Consider the following 17,000-nt stretch of genomic DNA (forward strand, 5'->3'; position numbering starts at 1 on the left):
ATAGCAATCGAGGGGTTGGTTAGGACAGGTGTCTAAAGGCATTATCCATCACGACGACTCGCCCTGGCTTCAACTGCCCGACCAGACACTGCTGTATCCAGGTTTCCACCAAAGCCGTATCACAGTAACCCTTGAAGGTCAGCGGTGCCACCACTTGACGATGACACCAAGCAGCAATCATACTGACCCGCTGGGTGCGGTGCCCTAACTTCAATGCCTCAACCCGCTCAGATTGAGCATACCAACGTAGGCATAGTCTTCCGTGTCATCCCCCCCTGCTTCATCGACGTAAACCAGTTGTTCTGCTGCATACGTTTGCAAATGAGCTAGGAAGGCTTGCTGTTGCGCTTCATCCCGCTCTTGATAGCCATCGCTCTTTTTTTACGAATGAAACCAATCCGCCTGAGGGCCTTGCTGATGGTGTGGTCACTAATCGATTCATGCCACTGCGCTGCCATCCCCTTCTGAGTCAAATGTCCATGCTCAGAGGCAAAGGTTCGAAATTGCTCCAAATCGGCGATCTTCCCTTGAGGACCCCGTCGGTAAGCGCGAATGGCACTAACCGAACCCGTTTCCTCCCGTCGTTTGAGCCATAAGTCGATCGTGTTGCGACTGATGTTAAACAAGCGGCTGACGTGAGTTTTGCAGTATCCGATATCAATGGCATCGAGCACTTTTTGACGCAGGTCATCGCTGTAGGGACTCGGCATGACAGGAGTGTTGAGTGAGGAGAGATACCTCTATATTCTGTCCTAATCAACCCCTCGATCGCTATATTAGTAGTCGTAGGGATTTTGCGGTTTAGGAATCGCCTGAAGCCGCTCTGCCTGGATCACAAGCTGCCGCTTATTGTCGATCGTCTCTGTAATCATCTTGCCCTCTACTCGAAACCACTGATCTGCGGGGTAAGCGGCACGGCTGCCAGCAAGCTTCACAGGCAAACCGACCGGATACACATCCGCAGCACAGCAGGTAATCACGAAGCGAGAAATCATCAGATAATCATCTGGCAAGCTGGGCAGGTGAATCGCAAATCCATCGACGTTTGCTTTTTGCCCTTTGTAAGCATCCGGTTCGGGGTACACATTCAGTGTTCGCACCCATTCGATGATCGATCGGTCTTCGGGACGCTTATTGCCGCGAAAGGCTTGGGGCTGCGATCGGGTCATGCTCAGCGTGTCAGTTACGCCTCGATTAAGAGCAACATCGCTGGCAAACGGCTGGGGCGTAAACTGCAAGCCAAACAGTGCGACAGCTAACAGTAAGCCGCTACTCCATCCCGGCGGAAACAGGGAAAAGTGAGCGGGCATTGCCGTGGGTCTAAGCCGATTCGAGCGACGCATTCGCCAGAGAAACTGCCCCAGTTTGTACAGACCCAATCCCACCAGAAAAAATCCGGCAGAATATGCCAGCCAGATATAGCCCGGATGCAGCAGCACGTTAATTTTGCCAGTCAGCCAATACTTTAGCAGCAGCGCACCCCAAGCAAGAATTGCCAGCACATCCAGCAGGGGTTGCAGCCAGAGCAAGCGAGGAGCGATCGGCTTTGAACTTAGGGTCATATCAATCGGAAAAGAGAAAACGTCTGCAACAGAAAAAGTTTGGTTCAGGGCTAGCTTTGGTTCAGGGCTAGCTAACGTAGAGATTTACTAGCAACGCTATCAGAAACGTCATTTGCCCCGCCAGCAAGAAGAGGTAAACGATCGCCCTTGTCCGAAACACCGACAGCAGCAGCGCAATATTCTTCAAGTCGATCATGGGACCAAAGATCAGAAACGCCAGCAGCGATCCAGTGGTAAACGTCGAGGCAAACGACAGCGCAAAAAAGGAATCCACTGTCGAGCAAATCGACACTATGCAAGCCAACACCATCATTGCCACGATCGAGCTAACCTGCCCCTGTCCCAGCCCCAGCACCACTTCACGCGGAACTGCAATTTGCACGATCGCCGCTACCGCACTTCCCAAAATCAAAATGCCACCCAGTTCGCGCAATTCTTGAATAATGTTATCTACCATCAGCCGCAGGCGATCGGCAAAGGGCTTTGACAAAACAGGATTCTCTGGCAGTGCAGCCATCGCAGCCAGATTGCCGTCTAAACGAAAAGGCTGCTCCTGTTGTCCCAGAATGAACGTGCCGGACTGGAGCAGCGTTGGCGTACTGTTGTCCTGATGCTTGCCTTTGCCTTTTGAGGGTTTTTCGGACGGAACGGGCATCGCACGGGCGATCGCAGGCTGCATCAGCGGACGCAAATCTGCCTGCGTACTGAACACCCAGCCAATCACCGTGGCAATCAGCAGCGAACAGCCCACCCGCAAAAACACTAGCTCCGGCTGATCGCGAAACGCTGTCCATGTTGCCCAAAACACGATCGGATTCACCGTCGGAGCCGCCAGCAAAAAGCCGATCGCCATTGCTCCTGGCGCACCTTGCACGATCAGCCGTCGCGCTACGGGAACGTTCCCGCACTCGCACACCGGAAACAGGAAACCAATCAAACTGCCCACAAATGCTGCTAGCAGCGGGTTTTTCGGCACAAGCTGAATTAACCGCCGCTCATCTACAAAAAGCAGCAGCGTACTGGAAAAAAGCACCCCCAGCAGCAGGAACGGAATCGCTTCAACCAGCAGGCTAAAAAAGAGCGTCAGAGCGTTGTTGAGCTGATTCATGCAGAAATAGGGAACCTAAAACAATGTAGAGAACTGTGATTACCCCAAGGGGAACGCCTTCGCATCGGTGAACTGCTGCTGAGCTATTCTACCCGATCGCCGAAACCAAACGGAGTCCTCCCCCTATCTCCTCACTCCGTCATCTCCCCATTTCCTCACCGCTCCACTCATCCACCCTTCTACCCCACATACTTCTGCACCGCCGCCACCAGAGCCTCCGTCCAATAATGAGTCAGCTCTGCACTCTCAGCCTCTACCATGACGCGAATCACAGGTTCCGTTCCCGATGCCCGCACCAGCACCCGACCCCGATCGCCCATTACCGCTTCTGCCTGAGCAATCTTCTGCTGAAGTGTGTCGTCCTGCTGCCAGTTGAGCCGATGCTCCCGGTCTTCCACCCGCACGTTTTTGAGAATCTGGGGATAGGTCTGGAAGCTTTGATCCACCAGTTCTGTGAGCGAAGTGCCCGCTCGCTTGATCAGCGAAGCCAGATGCAGAGCCGTTAGTAAGCCATCGCCCGAGACGCCGTAGTGAGGACAGAGAATGTGTCCTGACTGTTCGCCGCCCAGCATGGCACCCTGCTTTAGCATTTCCGCCTGCACATACTGATCGCCTACCGCCGTCCGAATCAGCGATCCGCCCTGCTTCTTCCAGGCATGCTCAAAGCCGAGGTTTGCCATCACCGTGGAAACGATCAGGTTATTGGGAAGCTGATTTGCCTGCCGCAACGCCTGACCCCAAAGATACAAAATGTAGTCACCATCTACAGTGCGACCTGTGCTGTCTACTGCCATGACGCGATCGGCATCGCCATCAAACGCAAACCCTAGATCTGCGCTATGAGTCAGAACGGCAGCTTTGAGCGATTCCAAATGGGTCGAGCCGCAGTTAACATTAATGCGATCGCCTTTGGGTTCAGCATGGAGGCTAATCACTTCTGCGCCCATTTGCTGAAAAATGATCGGAGCGACCTGAGCCGCCGCACCCCAAGCCAGATCGAGAACAATCTTCAGACCCGACAGATTCGGGTAGGACAACAGCGGACGCCGGAGCGAGGCGAGATAATCTTTCACCAGTTCAGGACGATGGTAGTGCTGTCCCCAGGATGAGGAGAGAGCTTCTGTGCCCCAGTCTGTTTCGCCGCGCAAAGCAGACTCGATCGCTGCTTGCAGTTCGGTTGCCAGCTTTGTGCCGTTTGCGCCAAAAAACTTGATGCCGTTATCTTCGGGCGGATTGTGGCTCGCAGAAATCATTACGCCGCCGATCGCATCCGTGGCATGGGTCAGCTGAGCAACAGCAGGGGTGGGACACAAGCCCAGATTCCACACTTCTAGTCCGGCAGCAGTCAAACCCGCGGACAGGGCCATCGCCAGCATATCGCTGGAGTTGCGGGAATCTTGACCTAGGATGATCGCACCGTGACTGCTGCTATGCAGACGAAGCACTTGCCCTGCCCAGTAGCCCACCTGAAGCGCAAGCGGCGCCGAAAGCAAATCTCCCACCTTGCCTCGGATTCCATCTGTACCAAACAACTTGGCTGGAAGGGTCATCGCTCCCCAATTCAAGCCAGTGCTGGATAGAGCAAAGTTAACAGGAGGCGATATTTTTCCAGACGGTACAGACGATAAAACCATAAAGACCACTCCATACATCACACTCAAAGCGGAGAATAACACGGTTGCCCGCCAGGAGGAAATTCACCTCGCGGTTTAGTTTTTCTTACATTGCGCCAAATTGCGTTCAATAGGAATCAAATTCCGTTGAAATCCTGTTGGACAAAGCTGCAAATGACCTGCTTAATCCAACCCATTGCTGCCTGATTCTTAATTGCGATCGAACCTGCACAAGCCAGATACTCTCCTGGTAGCACGGACTACTGCTCAACCGGATTTGTTTCGTTAGCTTCGTACACCTTGATAACAAAAATCCTGACAACCAAAATCTTGACAACCAAGATTTAGAACAAAGCAGCGATCGAATTCTGACTGCTCTTTCCTCTAAAAATTAAACTGCAAGATTAAGTCTCTAAGAATGCTATTTCTTTCTGAAAATACCTCAGTATATCCGGAGAAATCAGTGCAAATATTTATACCCGATCGGTTGTGAGCTAATTGCGTAGGTATAACCGTATAACTTTAAGCGTTTAACTTATTGAGGAATGAGGTAGCCTATAGCCCGATCTCCGCCAACAATTCTTCTATATCTGCTAGCGATCGCCCCTGCTCAATGTATCGAGGATTTTGTGGGTTAAAGGGTCCATACAATCGATCGATCGCCGTAATCGTCGCGTTTTCTGGTAAAACAGGCACCTCTGGATCGTAGGCAGTCGGACGCATTAGCGAACTCGAAAACCCTTTAAAGATGGCGATCTCATCCAGTTCTCCTTCAATCTCAGCATAAACCAGCAACACTTCTTGAGGACGTTTGAGCGTGTATAGTTCTAGGCGACGGGCGATCGAAGTCACAGCTTCAGCTTCAATAAAACAACTCTCTGATTGTCTAAGATTTGGGGCACGATCGGATAGGATTGCGATCGATATCGTTAGCGGCTGTATCGCAGGATCTTCTTCAAAGCAGATGCAATTCAACATCAACAATTCAATATTAGAAGATACAATCTGGCTAGCCGGAAGGAATGCACCAACCCGAAATGAAGTACTTAGGGTTTACTTGTCGTTCAATGATTAAAGGCAAAGGGTTTTTGGCGTGTACATTGGCGTACACAAAAAATTCCTTGTCCGCTCTGTAAGTTTGAATCAAGTGAGTAGGTATTGTAAGGCTTATGCTGGATTTATGGTACAAAAACACCATCATTTATTGTCTCGATGTGGAAACCTTTCGGGATAGTGATGGAGATGGTGTGGGTGATTTCCCAGGACTGACTGAATGCCTTGATTATTTATCAGGTTTGGGAATTACCTGTATCTGGCTAATGCCGTTCTATCCCAGCCCAAATCGTGATAACGGCTATGACGTGACTGACTATTACAATGTCGATTCGCGTTTGGGCACATTAGGCGATTTTGTTGAATTTACGCGGCAGGCAAATCATCGCGGCATTCGGGTGATTGTCGATCTGGTGGTGAATCATACCTCAACCGAACATCCGTGGTTTCAGGCAGCTTGCAGTGATCAACAATCAAAATACCGGGATTACTACGTTTGGAAAGAAAAAAAGCCAGAGGACGCAGACGAAGGCATCGTATTTCCAGGGCGACAATCGACCACATGGACGTATCAAGAACAGGCACAAGCCTTCTATCATCACCGCTTTTATGAGCATCAAGCAGACCTCAACATTGCCAATCCCACAGTGAGGCAGGAAATCTGCAAGATCATGGGCTTCTGGCTTCAGTTAGGTGTGTCAGGTTTTCGGGTGGATGCTGCACCTTATCTGATTGAGCTACAGGGCGTGGAAGACCAGGCAGATGTAACCGATCCTTTTACCTACCTGAGCGAATTTCGTGATTTTCTCTCCTGGCGGCGCGGCGATGCGATCGTCCTGGCAGAAGCAAATATCAGCATTGAGGAAATGCCCAAATACTTTGGCAATGGCGATCGAATGCAGATGCTATTTGGGTTTATCGTCAATCAGCAGATGATGCTGTCGCTGGTGCGCGAGGAAGCCGCTCCGCTGGTCAATGCGCTAAAGTCCCTGCCGCCGATTCCCCAGATCGGACAATGGGCAATTTTTGTGCGAAATCATGATGAGCTGTCGCTCGATAAACTCACCCCCGCTGAACAAGAGGAAGTTGCCGATCAGTTTGCGCCCGATCGCGAGCAGATGTGGATTTTCGATCGCGGCATTCGCAGGCGGTTACCGCCAATGGTGGAGGGCAACATCCGGCGGATTCAGCTTGCCTACAGCCTCATGCTGACCCTGCCCGGCACGCCTGTGCTGTTTTATGGCGAAGAGATTGGCATGGGCGAAGATTTATCGCTCGATGAGCGTAATTCTACCCGAACTCCAATGCAGTGGTCGGACGCACCGAATGGAGGATTCTCCACTGCGCCAAGCGAGAAACTGATTCGTCCTGTGATTTCCGAGGGGCAATTTGGCTATGCTGCCGTGAATGTCATGGATCAGCGGCGCGATCCCAAATCGTTGCTCAACTGGATGGAGCGGGCAATTCGGATGCGAAAAGAATGTCCTGAATTTGGCTGGGGCAAGTGGCAAATCCTGGATACGGGAAAGCCGCAAGTGTTTGCCCACCGCTGCGAGTGGCAGAAGGGTGCGGTAGTTGCGCTTCACAATCTCTCTAGTCAGCCCTGCACGGTAACGCTAAGCAGTTCGCCGGAAAATAGTCCGCCAGGAAACAGTCCGCCCGAGAACCTGCCGGAGAACGATCACCATTGGCTGGAACTGTTAGGCGACTGCCCCTATGAACCGTTAAAAGGCGCGTCTCGCGAGATTTACCTGGAGAGCTATGGGTTCCGTTGGTTTCGCGTCTGTTCCCGAGGAGCCTAGTGATTTATGAATTTAATCTATGAGTCTACAAGTGAAACAGCAAGTGAAACGGCAATCGATTGCTAGTAATAACCTGCGCTGTCGTGCTGCTTAATAGCTGCCTGATACGCACGATCGGCTAAAAGACGTGGAACGAGCTGTCCGTTTTCATCGAGCAAGCCTTCGCGCTGCATGAATTTGTAGATAATTTCGGACATCAACCGTTCAACGTGCAACGTTTCGCCTTCAAGCCATTGATGAATTTCGAGGGCTTGAGGTTCTTCTTTCGGACAATTGGCAGTGTAGTAGCGAAACTTCCGAACTTCTCGGAGCAAACCAACTAGATAAGCAGGACATTCACAGGAGATAACATCAGAGATATTGCAGATCTCTTGAAGCTCCTCATCGGAGAATTGGGGAGTGATTGCAGTCATTGGGAAAATGAATCTCCTAACACGATCCACAGGGGTTCCACAGAGACATTCTGGCAGGGCGGTTAATGTTGCCAGGATAAACGTAGATGCTTCGATCAACGTTCAAAAACAGGGACTACAGGTTGAAAGGCAAATGGAGATAGAGTGTATCTCAGCCGATCCTTAAATTGCACATCCTTCTTAACTGCACTTATAGGATACCCATTGAGGATTTGGTTTATTTTAGCTGGGAGCCACACCCGGAAAAAATACCTCTAGAGGAGTAGAAACTACGTAATTGTTAAGCATTAGAAGGTGATATTAAATACACGAATCTACTCTTAAAGGGGCACTTTGCTAATACAGTCGAGCAGCAATCGTCACAATCACGGCTCAGGAGAATTGTTGGTGAGTATCCGAGGTGCGGCATGGTTGCCCCAATTCCTGAGTGCTGCCTCAATCCCTTAATGTTAAAGGACTTTCTAGAGGACTTTAAAGCTCTCAAGCTCAGGCTTCTGTCTTGAATCAAGCTGATACAATCAATCGTATTTTCCCGCAACGCCCAATCTTTTTGCAATTCCTTTCATGACTGCAACGCTACCTCCATCTACAACATTACTCGATTTGCTACTTGGTGAAGATGACCAGATCGCGCTGATTGCGCCCAATTCTCCCGGCATTTCCTATCGCCAACTGCGGCAGCACGTCGTTGCTCTGGTAGAAACGCTGAACCAGTTTGGCATCGGTCGAGGCGATCGGATTGTGATTGCAATGCCCAACGGCGTCGAGATGATCATCACGTATCTGGCGGCGGCAATGTGCGGCACAGCAGCCCCTCTCAACCCGAAATACAAGCCTGAAGAATTTGCTTTTTACTATGAAGACACGCAGGCAGCCGCGCTGATTACCCTTAATGACGGCATCGAAGCTGCGCGGTCGTCTGTCCTGCCAGAGATGCTGCTGATTAAAGCCACAGCAAACCCAGACGGAATGCTGACCTTTGAGAAAACTGGAGGAGCCGCTCGACCCGCAAAATCGCCGGAATTAGCCGTTTCTGAAGACGTAGCAATGATTTTGCACACCAGTGGCACTACCAGCCGTCCGAAGCGAGTTCCGATTCGCCATCGCAATCTGGCAGCCTCGGCGACAAATATTATCGGAACCTACGGCCTCACCGCCGCCGATCGCGCTTTGTGCATTATGCCGCTGTTTCATGTGCATGGCATTGTCGCTTCGATGCTGTCTACCCTGGCATCCGGCGGTACGGTGATCTGTCCGAATGGCTTTAACGCAATGGAGTTTTGGAGCATTCTGACCGAATTTCAGCCAACCTGGTATTCCGCCGTGCCCACCATGCACCAGCTTCTTTTATCACGGGCAGAGCGCAACCGAGAGGCGATCGCCGCCAGCCGCCTCAGATTTATTCGATCGAGCAGTTCTTCGCTCCCGCCGATCATCCTGGAGCGGCTAGAGCAGACCTTTAACGCGCCCGTGCTGGAAGCCTACAGCATGACCGAAGCTGCCCATCAGATGACCTCGAATCCTATGCCTCCGGCAGCACACAAAGCAGGCACAGTCGGCTATGGTCACGGTGTTGAAGTCGGAATTATGAATGAGGCAGGCAATCTCCTGGCATCCGGCGAACTAGGGGAAGTGGTGGTTCGCGGCGCAAATGTCGTAGACGGCTACGAAAATAATCCAGAGGCAAACGCCAAAGCATTCACCAACCGCTGGTTTCGCACGGGAGATCAGGGCTACCTTGATCCAGAGGGCTATTTATCCCTGACCGGGCGCATTAAAGAGCTGATCAACCGGGGCGGCGAGAAGATTTCTCCGCTTGAGGTCGATAACCTGCTGCTGCGTCATTCGGCAGTGGCAGAAGCGATCGCCTTTGCAGTTCCTCATAAAATGCTGGGCGAAGATATCCATGCGGCAGTGGTGCTTAAGGGCGATCGGACGGCGAGCGAGAAAGAGCTGCGCGACTATTGCGCCGAACATCTGGCAGAGTTCAAAATTCCCCGGCAATTTCACCTTCTGACTGAGATCCCCCGTGGAGCAACCGGGAAGCTGCAACGACTCAAAATGGCAGAACTGCTGAATCTAAGCGCAGAGGGCAAATCACCATGAGAATCTGCATTGTTGGGGCGGGTGCGATCGGCGGCTATCTGGGTGCAAAGCTGGCACTTGCCGGAGAACAAGTGACCCTTATCGCACGAGGGGCGCACCTGGAAGCGATCCAGACCCACGGGCTAAAACTGAGATCGCCCAATGGAACCGAAGAAGCGGTGAAAGAAGTGTTTGCGACCCAGGACATTCGCCAGGCAGGAACCCAGGATATCGTCGTCGTCGCGTTAAAAACCCAGAGTGTCCCTGCGATCGCCCCCCAATTGCCCGCCCTTTACGGATCGGAAACGATCGTCGTCACCGCACAAAACGGCATTCCCTGGTGGTATTTCCGCAAGCTGGACACCCCTTATGCAGATTACCGGATTCGGGCAGTTGATCCTGACGGAACAGTCGAGGCAAATATTTCGGTCGATCGTGTGATTGGCTGCATTGTTTATCCGGCGGCAGAACTGGCGGCTCCCGGTGTGGTGCAGCATTTGAAAGGCGATCGGTTTACCCTGGGCGAACTAGATGGCTCCAAGAGCGATCGGCTGCAAAAACTCGCGCAAACGTTCCGGCACGCAGGCTTAAAGGCTCCTGTACGAAACCAGATTCGCAATGAGCTATGGGTCAAGCTCTGGGGTAACCTGGCGTTTAACCCCCTCAGTGCCCTCACGCGCGCTACCCTAGAGCAAATCTGTCAGTATGCCCTCACCCGTGATCTGGCACGAGCCATGATGCAGGAAGCCCAGACGATCGCTGAAAAGCTGGGCGTAGAGTTCGGCATTTCCCTGGAGCAGCGGATTCAGGGCGCAGAAGAAGTCGGGGCACACAAAACCTCTATGCTGCAAGATATCGAAGCCAGACGACCAACCGAAGTAGACGCGATCGTCGGGTCTGTTGCCGAACTGGGAAGGCTGACCCAAACGCCAACCCCTCACATTGATGCAATTTATGCCAGCGTTAAACTGCTAGAGGAGCAGTACAAATAACGATCGGATGAGATCTCCCTGAAGGAGCACCGATTATGACTCGCGATGCAGCAATTAGCCATGCCCAACTCGAACAGCTCCAAATGATTAACCGCAGCGGTGAACACTTGCTGATGCTGATTAATGACGTTTTAGAGATGTCAAAGATTGAAGCAGGTAGAACAACATTAAACGAAAATAGTTTTAGTCTATATCAGCTTTTGCAATCAAACGCAAAAGGACTGGAACTTACTTTTGAGCAGAATGGGAATGTTCCGGAATATCTCCAGGCAGATGAAGGGAAACTGCGGCAGGTCTTAATTAACCTGATTGGCAACGCGATCAAATTTACAGCAAGTTGACGGGTTACGGTTCGTACGGTTGTGAGTAATCAGTCTGATTGTTGAAGACCGATGGGGAAATCACCAGTGGCTCGATCGCCTGCTCACGCTAACAGAATTTGAATTGCGCGAAGACCAAACTGCAATTGCCCAAACTCTGAGTGATCTGGTCGATCGCCTTCAGTTTCAAGAGATTGTCGCGCTGACGCAAAATTTCGCTACCCCAACCAGTCATGAGCTAGATTAAAAAACCGTGCTTGGAGTTAGCACGGCTCATGCATTACACAAATTGAATTAAATCTGCCAGGTAAACTGCACCCTGAAAAAATAAAAATCACTGTATCTCGGTATGCACAATCAAGAATCGGTGCGAGTGCTTTAGCCCTCCTGATGGCTTGGCATCGACTCAACCGATCTGCGCTTCAATAGTTTGGCTGCTCCGATCGCACTTAGAACGATCGCCGTAGTCACACCTGGTTCGGGAACCTTCGCAGGTGGGGCTGGAGGTGGCGACACAAGAACGACAGGAGGAATATAAGGAGCCGGAACCGGAGCTGGAGCTGGAGTCGAGTCTTGAGTCGGAACTGGAGCCGGAGCCGGAGCTGGAGCCGGAGCTGGAGCTGGAGCCGGAGCTGGAGCTGGGGTCGGAGTTATGGGAGCGGTTCCCACCAGCTTACTGCTGCCCTCACGATTCGTTCCGACGCTTTGAACGCGCACCCCAAAGCTTTGATTCGTAAACAGAGACAGATCTAACTTGTGACCCAGTTTATGAGAGAGGGTAAAGACTGTCGATTGAATGTCATCACCGGCACCAATTCCTTGTGTACCAATCTCAACACCGGCATCAAAGAATTGCTTCTCACCCTTTCTACCCTCACCGTTCAGGTTGTTTCCGTTACCCAGCTCATTCACCTTACCGGCATCAAAGAGAAATTGGGATACGTTTGCTCCAGTTATGGTGAGATTCTTCAAAAGCGAATCATCACTAATGTTGAAGAAAATTCCCCGCAGATCTGCGAGATTAACGGTTCGATCGACATCCACCTTGAACTGAATGTTTCCAGCTCCGGCTGCCTGATCGTCTAGCGTGAAGTTTATTTTGGCAGGATCGCCTGTAAACGGGCTGACGCTAAAGGACAAAGAAGCCGCACTTGCAGACGAAAAGTTGCCTGCAACCAGGGGAAGAGAGACTGCGGTCAGGGCCACGGGGAGGAGCCTTGTTAAAACAATATGCTTCATGGAAATCGACTCCGCGTTGCAATAAAATAACAGAGTTACTGTATGCAACCTACACTATTTTCAAGGAAAACAAATCACGATTTCCACGCGCTTAATTGACTTTTTATTGATTGCAAAATCAATCCGAGAAAGTACGGAATTGCAAAATTTATCTCGGAAATTACCTGCGTTTTCGATCGCTCAATTTCCTTTTAATTAAGCCGTTTTGTGCGGCAAAGCCTGTACATTTACGGATGGTTGCATCGGCGGTTTACCGTTTGCTTTTGCAGTTGCAGGGGGTAGAGGTTGGATTAGATCAGATTGGGAACCATTTTGAGTGCTATTGACGCTGCTAGTTCCGTTACCAGGGTTAGGCATCCACCAAGCCATAATTCCCGTAACGCCGCCCCAATAGAGTGCCTGATAGCTATCCTGCTGGTCGGTAACTGCGAGTTTGTAGAGGCTAAATGTTAAGACGACCGTACTAAATGCGACCTGAACAAAAAACTTCCAGGTTTCCTGATTATTTTTCATGAACTTGGCCTTGAAGATAAGTGACAGCTAGGTGAAGTGAAAAGCGTGTTGAGCAGCAGAGTTTTTTCGCTGTCTTTCGCTATGAATAATCCTCAAGAGAGAGATCGGAAATTTCGTAAATCCCGAACAGCTTTATCAACCTGTTATCGCTCTATCCGCGAATTCTCTAAATTCTTCAATCCAAGCAAGACTAAAGCAACAGAAACTAGTTCCTATCCGGCATCAGCGGCGGGATTGATTCGGAGCGTGATTGGGAAGCGTAATTCGATCGCTAATTTGACGTAGATTCCTTGCCATTTCTGGATCAGCATTCTTTTGCTGAGAAATTTTCTCGCAGCTATACATCACGGTCGTATGATCCTTGCCGCCAAACACTTCGCCAATTTTTGGCAGACTCAAACCTGTATGCTGACGCATCAGGTACATTCCAATCTGTCTTGCCGTGCTAATTTCTCGACGACGCGAACTGCCCTTTAGATCTTCGATCGAGATGCCAAACGTTTCGACGATCGCATTCATCACGGCATCGGGGGAGGCTCCCACCTGGTCGCTGGGCGGATTAAGCACCGGGGCAATGTTCTCTACCGTCATCGGCAAACCGGAAATCGAAATATAGGCAACTGCCCGAATCAGTGCCCCTTCCAGTTCCCGAATGTTAGAGGTGTAGCTGCTGGCGATATATTCAATCACTTCACGAGGCAACCGCATATTCTCGTACTCTGCCTTTTTTTGCAGAATTGCCATGCGGGTTTCCAGATCGGGCGGCTGAATGTCGGCGATCAGCCCCATTGAGAACCGGGAGCAAAGCCGTTCTTGCAGACGGGGAATGTGATTGGGCGGACGATCGGAAGCGAGAACCACCTGCTTGCCTGCTTCGTGCAGCGTGTTGAACGTGTGAAAGAACTCTTCCTGCGTGTATTCCTTGCCTTCGATGAACTGAATATCGTCTACCAGCAGCACATCAACTGCGCGATAATGCTCCCGAAAGCTCTGCATACTGTCTTTCCGAATTGCAGCAATCAGGTCGTTGGTAAACTGCTCAGTTGAGACGTAGAAGATTTTCGAGCGCGGGTCGATCTCTAGCCGATAGTGCCCGATCGCCTGCATCAGGTGAGTTTTGCCCAGTCCAACTCCCCCGCAGAGAAACAGCGGATTAAACTCGCGTCCGGGGGACTCTGCCACTGCGAGCGAAGCGGCGTGTGCCATGCGGTTGTTTGCACCAACGACGAAGCGCGAAAAAATGTACTTCTGATTTAGCTCGGTATGCCGCACCCGGTTGGCAGGCGGTTCTGCCGGGGGAACTTCCGCAGGCTGCGACCATACCATTTCTGAAGTTTCGGGCAAACCCTCGGACTCTGCCCCCGGTTTTACCACAATATGGATATCCACCGATCGCCCCAAAAGCTCTTGTACGACCTCGGCGATCGTCTTGACATAGTACTTCTGGAGCCAGTTTCGAGCAAAGGGGTTGGGGGTGCAAATCACCAGACAGTGATCGTCGAGCCGCTCGGCAGTGGCAGATTTAATCCAGGTTTCAAAAGTCGGGCGACTAAGTTGGAGTTGCAGCCGCTCCAAAACCTGATTCCAGAAGTTTTCCAGGCTAATTTCCACTGCTCACCTCAATGCTCGATCGCCACAGGACAAAATGAATGCTCAAATATCGTCACGTTCACCCACCTACACTCAAATCCTGCCAGTCTATTTCATATTCTTTTCCTAAGGGAAATTATTGCTGGATGCCCAGCCCACTTCAAGCAGCCCGCTAGATGTTGCGTAGAGGATGCCCTTTCGATCAAGATGTGGTGATATTATGCAGACAAACTGCCAAGAAAGCTAGAGAGCGATTGTTCTGATTCCACCCCTCACCGTCTCATTCCCTCACTCATCCCCTAATCCACCCGCTCGAGCTGCCAAAGAATCTGATTTCCCTCCCGCCGCACTCGCGAAACAACCCAATTGCGCCACACCCAGTTATCGCCGCGACTGGTCACTGCGCTCGCGTTCACATCCATTAGGTCTGCCAGCTCGGAACTGGTAATCAAGTAGCCCTGCTGAGCAATTTCGTCTGCCATTCGCAGCGTTTCGACTAGGCCTCGCAACATCGAGACCCGGACTTCACGCGGCAGGTCTGACCCCTCAGTCAGCGCAGATGAGTTGGTGGAATCTACCATAGTTAAGTCTGAAGTTAAGTTTGATCCGGCTTGATCCGCGATCGAAAACTCGTGGGGTTGTCTGTGCGGTTGAGAGGATTGTATCGCTTCCTTCTGAGTCTGGTCAGTATTTACCGTAGCGAGATTGAGTATAGCTGGAGCTGTTGAACCGTTTTCTGGAGAAATGCGGCTCTGTGGCTCCCACTCAACAGGATCCCGCTCACTGGAACCCTGATTACCAGAACCCCGATCACTGGGACTCGGCGTCTTTTGGCTCAAGGCGGGAGTTTGTCCCAGCGAAAAGGCACGGGCGATCGTATCACACCGTTCGTTGCCTTCGTTGCCCGAATGTCCGCGCACGTACTGCCACTTAAAAGCCGGAATCTGCTGCACTGCTTTTTGATTGAGCTGATCGAGCAGTTCCCAGAGATCCTGATTCAGAACGGGCTTTCCCGCAGAAGTTTTCCAGCCTTTGCGCTTCCAGCCGCTAACCCACTTGGTAATGCCGTTTTTGACATACTCGCTGTCGGTGTAGAGCGTCACAGATTCGGTCTGCGGGGAATTGAGCAAGTATTCCAGGGCTGCGATCGCCGCCTGCATTTCCATCCGGTTGTTGGTCGTTTGGCGATCGGCTCCGCCTAGCTCATACACCGAACCGTCGTCATAATAAATCACCGTGCCCCAGCCTCCTGGTCCTGGATTGCCAGAACAGGCTCCATCGGTATAAATACGCTGAATATTGGGTTGAGCAGTCATGGAGGAAAAGGCATCGATTACAGCAGCTTATTAATATACCGTGCAAGTCGATCAGTGGATAAAAATCAGCTAAGCCTGGAGAAGTTCCCAGCAGTCCCGTGCGATCGTCCAATCTTCCTGCGTGTGGATCACCCAGACGGGAATTGCCGAATCAGGGGCAGAAATCAAGGCGTCTTCCGAAGAAACCGTTTGAGCCGGATCAAGCTTTACGCCTAGCCAGGTTAACGGCTCACAAGCAGCCGATCGCACCAGGGCAGAATTTTCGCCCACACCGCCCGTAAACACCAGTGCGTCCAGTCCTCCCAGGCTCATCAGCATTCCCCCAATTTCTCTTCGGAGCCGATGCAGATAAATGTCGAGTGCCAGCCGAGCCCGGTAGCTTCGCTGTTCCCCGGAGGGGTCATCGTTCCCAGATTCGATTGCCTGCATGACCGCTCGCATATCGTTAGATACGCCGGAAATGCCCAGCAGTCCTGATTCTTTATTGAGCAATTGATCGAGGCGATCGGCGGTGTAGCCCTCTTGTCGCATGAGATAAATCAAAATACTGGGGTCAACACTGCCTGAGCGTGTGCCCATCATTAATCCATCCAGGGGAGTGAAGCCCATTGTCGTATCAATGCTGCGCCCGTTTTGAATCGCAGCCAGCGAGCAGCCGTTGCCCAGGTGACAGGTAATCAGCTTTAGTTCGCTCAGATCTCGCGCCATCAAGTCCGCCGTGCGCTGGGCGCAGTAGCGGTGGCTCGTGCCGTGAAACCCATAACGACGAATTCCTTTTTTGATCCAGTCATAGGAACCGGGATAGATCGCGGCGGCATCGGGCATCTGGGCATGAAAGGCAGTGTCAAAGACAGCAACCTGCGGCACATCGCCTAAGATTTGCTCGATCGCCTCAATACCTTCTAAGTTGGCAGGATTGTGAACGGGCGCAAGGGTTGAGAGCCGATCGATAGTGGCTTTGACCTCCGACGTGATCCGGATGCTTGTGTGATAGTCCTTGCCACCATGAACCACCCGATGCCCGACAACCTGAACTTCTTGCGGATTGGCAATCACCTGCGTTGCCCCTGTCCAGAGGGTTTCCAGCAGACGGTTTATCACCTGAGCCCGGGGCGAAGCGGGTAATTCTGCTTTTACCTTGCCGCCTTCAGTCGTGACGCTTAGTTCTGCCACGTTGGGCTGATGCGTCCAGTCAATCTTTGCCTCCCAGAGCGGATTTGGGGGCTGTGTCGGCAGCAAATCGCCAATCTCATAAAGACAGCTTTTCTGGCTACTCGATCCGGCATTCATCACCAGAATCTTCATCAGCTCACATCCTGTGCGGTCAGAAATGATCACCAATGTTAACTATTACTGCAATTCTTCGATATAGCGTCCCGTTTTTTGGTAAAACT

General features: G+C 51.5%; 16 protein-coding genes and 2 pseudogenes. 6 read left to right on the top strand and 12 right to left on the bottom strand.

What is annotated here, in order from left to right; translation table 11 throughout:
* Nucleotides 1-19 precede the first annotated feature (19 nt).
* From NDA02_RS06205 to glmM, 5 genes and pseudogenes are all read right to left on the bottom strand, one after another.
* Nucleotides 20-232: pseudogene (locus NDA02_RS06205) on the bottom strand (transposase); the annotation flags it as partial.
* A gap of 94 nt (nucleotides 233-326) precedes the next feature.
* Nucleotides 327-710, bottom strand: a complete 384-nt coding sequence (locus NDA02_RS06210; protein WP_348254630.1) for an IS630 transposase-related protein — start codon at nucleotides 708-710, stop codon at nucleotides 327-329.
* Between the two features lie 66 nt (nucleotides 711-776).
* Nucleotides 777-1,562: a TIGR03943 family protein gene (locus tag NDA02_RS06215; RefSeq protein ID WP_190792768.1), complete on the bottom strand. Its 786-nt coding sequence runs from the start codon at nucleotides 1,560-1,562 to the stop codon at nucleotides 777-779.
* Nucleotides 1,563-1,629: 67 nt separating this feature from the next.
* A complete protein-coding gene (locus NDA02_RS06220) occupies nucleotides 1,630-2,670 on the bottom strand; it encodes a permease (RefSeq protein ID WP_190792769.1) in 1,041 nt (346 codons plus the stop codon).
* Nucleotides 2,671-2,849: 179 nt separating this feature from the next.
* Complete coding sequence (gene glmM, locus NDA02_RS06225) at nucleotides 2,850-4,304, bottom strand: phosphoglucosamine mutase (RefSeq protein WP_190792770.1); 1,455 nt, start codon at nucleotides 4,302-4,304, stop codon at nucleotides 2,850-2,852.
* Between glmM and NDA02_RS06230 the strand changes: the two genes are divergently transcribed.
* Nucleotides 4,240-4,383 carry a hypothetical protein gene (locus NDA02_RS06230; protein WP_348246426.1) on the top strand — a complete coding sequence of 48 codons (144 nt, stop codon included), beginning with the start codon at nucleotides 4,240-4,242 and terminating at the stop codon, nucleotides 4,381-4,383. The two genes, glmM and NDA02_RS06230, sit on opposite strands and share 65 nt — an antisense overlap.
* A gap of 455 nt (nucleotides 4,384-4,838) precedes the next feature.
* On the opposite strand, the gene NDA02_RS06235 is transcribed toward NDA02_RS06230, so the two are convergent.
* On the bottom strand, nucleotides 4,839-5,135 hold the full coding sequence (locus NDA02_RS06235; protein WP_190792771.1) for a hypothetical protein: 297 nt from the start codon (nucleotides 5,133-5,135) through the stop codon (nucleotides 4,839-4,841).
* Between the two features lie 317 nt (nucleotides 5,136-5,452).
* Between NDA02_RS06235 and NDA02_RS06240 the strand changes: the two genes are divergently transcribed.
* Nucleotides 5,453-7,138, top strand: coding sequence for an alpha-amylase family protein (locus NDA02_RS06240; RefSeq protein WP_190792773.1), 1,686 nt, complete (start codon nucleotides 5,453-5,455; stop codon nucleotides 7,136-7,138).
* Between the two features lie 62 nt (nucleotides 7,139-7,200).
* Here the strand turns inward: NDA02_RS06240 and NDA02_RS06245 are convergent, their stop codons facing one another.
* Nucleotides 7,201-7,551, bottom strand: coding sequence for a hypothetical protein (locus tag NDA02_RS06245; RefSeq protein ID WP_190792774.1), 351 nt, complete (start codon nucleotides 7,549-7,551; stop codon nucleotides 7,201-7,203).
* A 564-nt stretch (nucleotides 7,552-8,115) separates the two neighbouring features.
* On the opposite strand from NDA02_RS06245, the gene NDA02_RS06250 reads away from it, so the two are divergent.
* From NDA02_RS06250 to NDA02_RS06265, 4 genes and pseudogenes are all read left to right on the top strand, one after another.
* Nucleotides 8,116-9,657, top strand: coding sequence for an acyl--CoA ligase (locus NDA02_RS06250; protein WP_190792775.1), 1,542 nt, complete (start codon nucleotides 8,116-8,118; stop codon nucleotides 9,655-9,657).
* Entirely contained in the window at nucleotides 9,654-10,628 is a 975-nt protein-coding gene (locus NDA02_RS06255) for a 2-dehydropantoate 2-reductase (protein ID WP_190792776.1), read from the top strand. Before NDA02_RS06250 ends, NDA02_RS06255 begins: the two co-directional genes overlap by 4 nt.
* Nucleotides 10,629-10,660: 32 nt before the next feature.
* A pseudogene (locus tag NDA02_RS06260) lies at nucleotides 10,661-10,966 on the top strand (hybrid sensor histidine kinase/response regulator); the annotation flags it as partial.
* Nucleotides 10,967-11,072: 106 nt separating this feature from the next.
* Nucleotides 11,073-11,195, top strand: coding sequence for a hypothetical protein (locus NDA02_RS06265; RefSeq protein ID WP_277879190.1), 123 nt, complete (start codon nucleotides 11,073-11,075; stop codon nucleotides 11,193-11,195).
* A 131-nt stretch (nucleotides 11,196-11,326) separates the two neighbouring features.
* Here the strand turns inward: NDA02_RS06265 and NDA02_RS06270 are convergent, their stop codons facing one another.
* The 5 genes from NDA02_RS06270 to NDA02_RS06290 all read right to left on the bottom strand — a co-directional run bounded on the left by NDA02_RS06270 (nucleotide 11,327) and on the right by NDA02_RS06290 (nucleotide 16,911).
* On the bottom strand, nucleotides 11,327-12,187 hold the full coding sequence (locus tag NDA02_RS06270) for a hypothetical protein (RefSeq protein ID WP_190792778.1): 861 nt from the start codon (nucleotides 12,185-12,187) through the stop codon (nucleotides 11,327-11,329).
* A 195-nt stretch (nucleotides 12,188-12,382) separates the two neighbouring features.
* Nucleotides 12,383-12,700: a hypothetical protein gene (locus NDA02_RS06275; RefSeq protein ID WP_348246388.1), complete on the bottom strand. Its 318-nt coding sequence runs from the start codon at nucleotides 12,698-12,700 to the stop codon at nucleotides 12,383-12,385.
* Nucleotides 12,701-12,922: 222 nt separating this feature from the next.
* A complete protein-coding gene (dnaA, locus tag NDA02_RS06280) occupies nucleotides 12,923-14,311 on the bottom strand; it encodes a chromosomal replication initiator protein DnaA (protein WP_190792699.1) in 1,389 nt (462 codons plus the stop codon).
* Nucleotides 14,312-14,589: 278 nt separating this feature from the next.
* Nucleotides 14,590-15,606: a ribonuclease HI gene (gene rnhA, locus NDA02_RS06285; RefSeq protein WP_190792698.1), complete on the bottom strand. Its 1,017-nt coding sequence runs from the start codon at nucleotides 15,604-15,606 to the stop codon at nucleotides 14,590-14,592.
* Nucleotides 15,607-15,675: 69 nt separating this feature from the next.
* The gene (locus NDA02_RS06290; RefSeq protein WP_190792697.1) at nucleotides 15,676-16,911 is read right to left on the bottom strand and encodes an acetate kinase; all 1,236 of its coding nucleotides are present in this window, start codon (nucleotides 16,909-16,911) and stop codon (nucleotides 15,676-15,678) included.
* Nucleotides 16,912-17,000: the final 89 nt, after the last annotated feature.

It is taken from the genome of Leptolyngbya sp. ST-U4, assembly GCF_039962215.1.
Taxonomy (GTDB): Bacteria; Cyanobacteriota; Cyanobacteriia; order Elainellales; family Elainellaceae; genus Leptolyngbya_A.

What these genes read in the sequence shown, in the direction of transcription:
- NDA02_RS06220 (WP_190792769.1), bottom strand. Translation starts at nt 2,670, where the DNA reads ATGAATCAGCTCAACAACGCTCTGACGCTCTTTTTTAGCCTGCTGGTT.
- NDA02_RS06270 (WP_190792778.1), bottom strand. Translation starts at nt 12,187, where the DNA reads ATGAAGCATATTGTTTTAACAAGGCTCCTCCCCGTGGCCCTGACCGCA.
- NDA02_RS06240 (WP_190792773.1), top strand. Translation starts at nt 5,453, where the DNA reads ATGCTGGATTTATGGTACAAAAACACCATCATTTATTGTCTCGATGTG.
- NDA02_RS06215 (WP_190792768.1), bottom strand. Translation starts at nt 1,562, where the DNA reads ATGACCCTAAGTTCAAAGCCGATCGCTCCTCGCTTGCTCTGGCTGCAA.
- glmM (WP_190792770.1), bottom strand. Translation starts at nt 4,304, where the DNA reads ATGGTTTTATCGTCTGTACCGTCTGGAAAAATATCGCCTCCTGTTAAC.
- NDA02_RS06250 (WP_190792775.1), top strand. Translation starts at nt 8,116, where the DNA reads ATGACTGCAACGCTACCTCCATCTACAACATTACTCGATTTGCTACTT.
- rnhA (WP_190792698.1), bottom strand. Translation starts at nt 15,606, where the DNA reads ATGACTGCTCAACCCAATATTCAGCGTATTTATACCGATGGAGCCTGT.
- NDA02_RS06210 (WP_348254630.1), bottom strand. Translation starts at nt 710, where the DNA reads ATGCCGAGTCCCTACAGCGATGACCTGCGTCAAAAAGTGCTCGATGCC.
- NDA02_RS06245 (WP_190792774.1), bottom strand. Translation starts at nt 7,551, where the DNA reads ATGACTGCAATCACTCCCCAATTCTCCGATGAGGAGCTTCAAGAGATC.
- NDA02_RS06290 (WP_190792697.1), bottom strand. Translation starts at nt 16,911, where the DNA reads ATGAAGATTCTGGTGATGAATGCCGGATCGAGTAGCCAGAAAAGCTGT.
- NDA02_RS06255 (WP_190792776.1), top strand. Translation starts at nt 9,654, where the DNA reads ATGAGAATCTGCATTGTTGGGGCGGGTGCGATCGGCGGCTATCTGGGT.
- NDA02_RS06275 (WP_348246388.1), bottom strand. Translation starts at nt 12,700, where the DNA reads ATGAAAAATAATCAGGAAACCTGGAAGTTTTTTGTTCAGGTCGCATTT.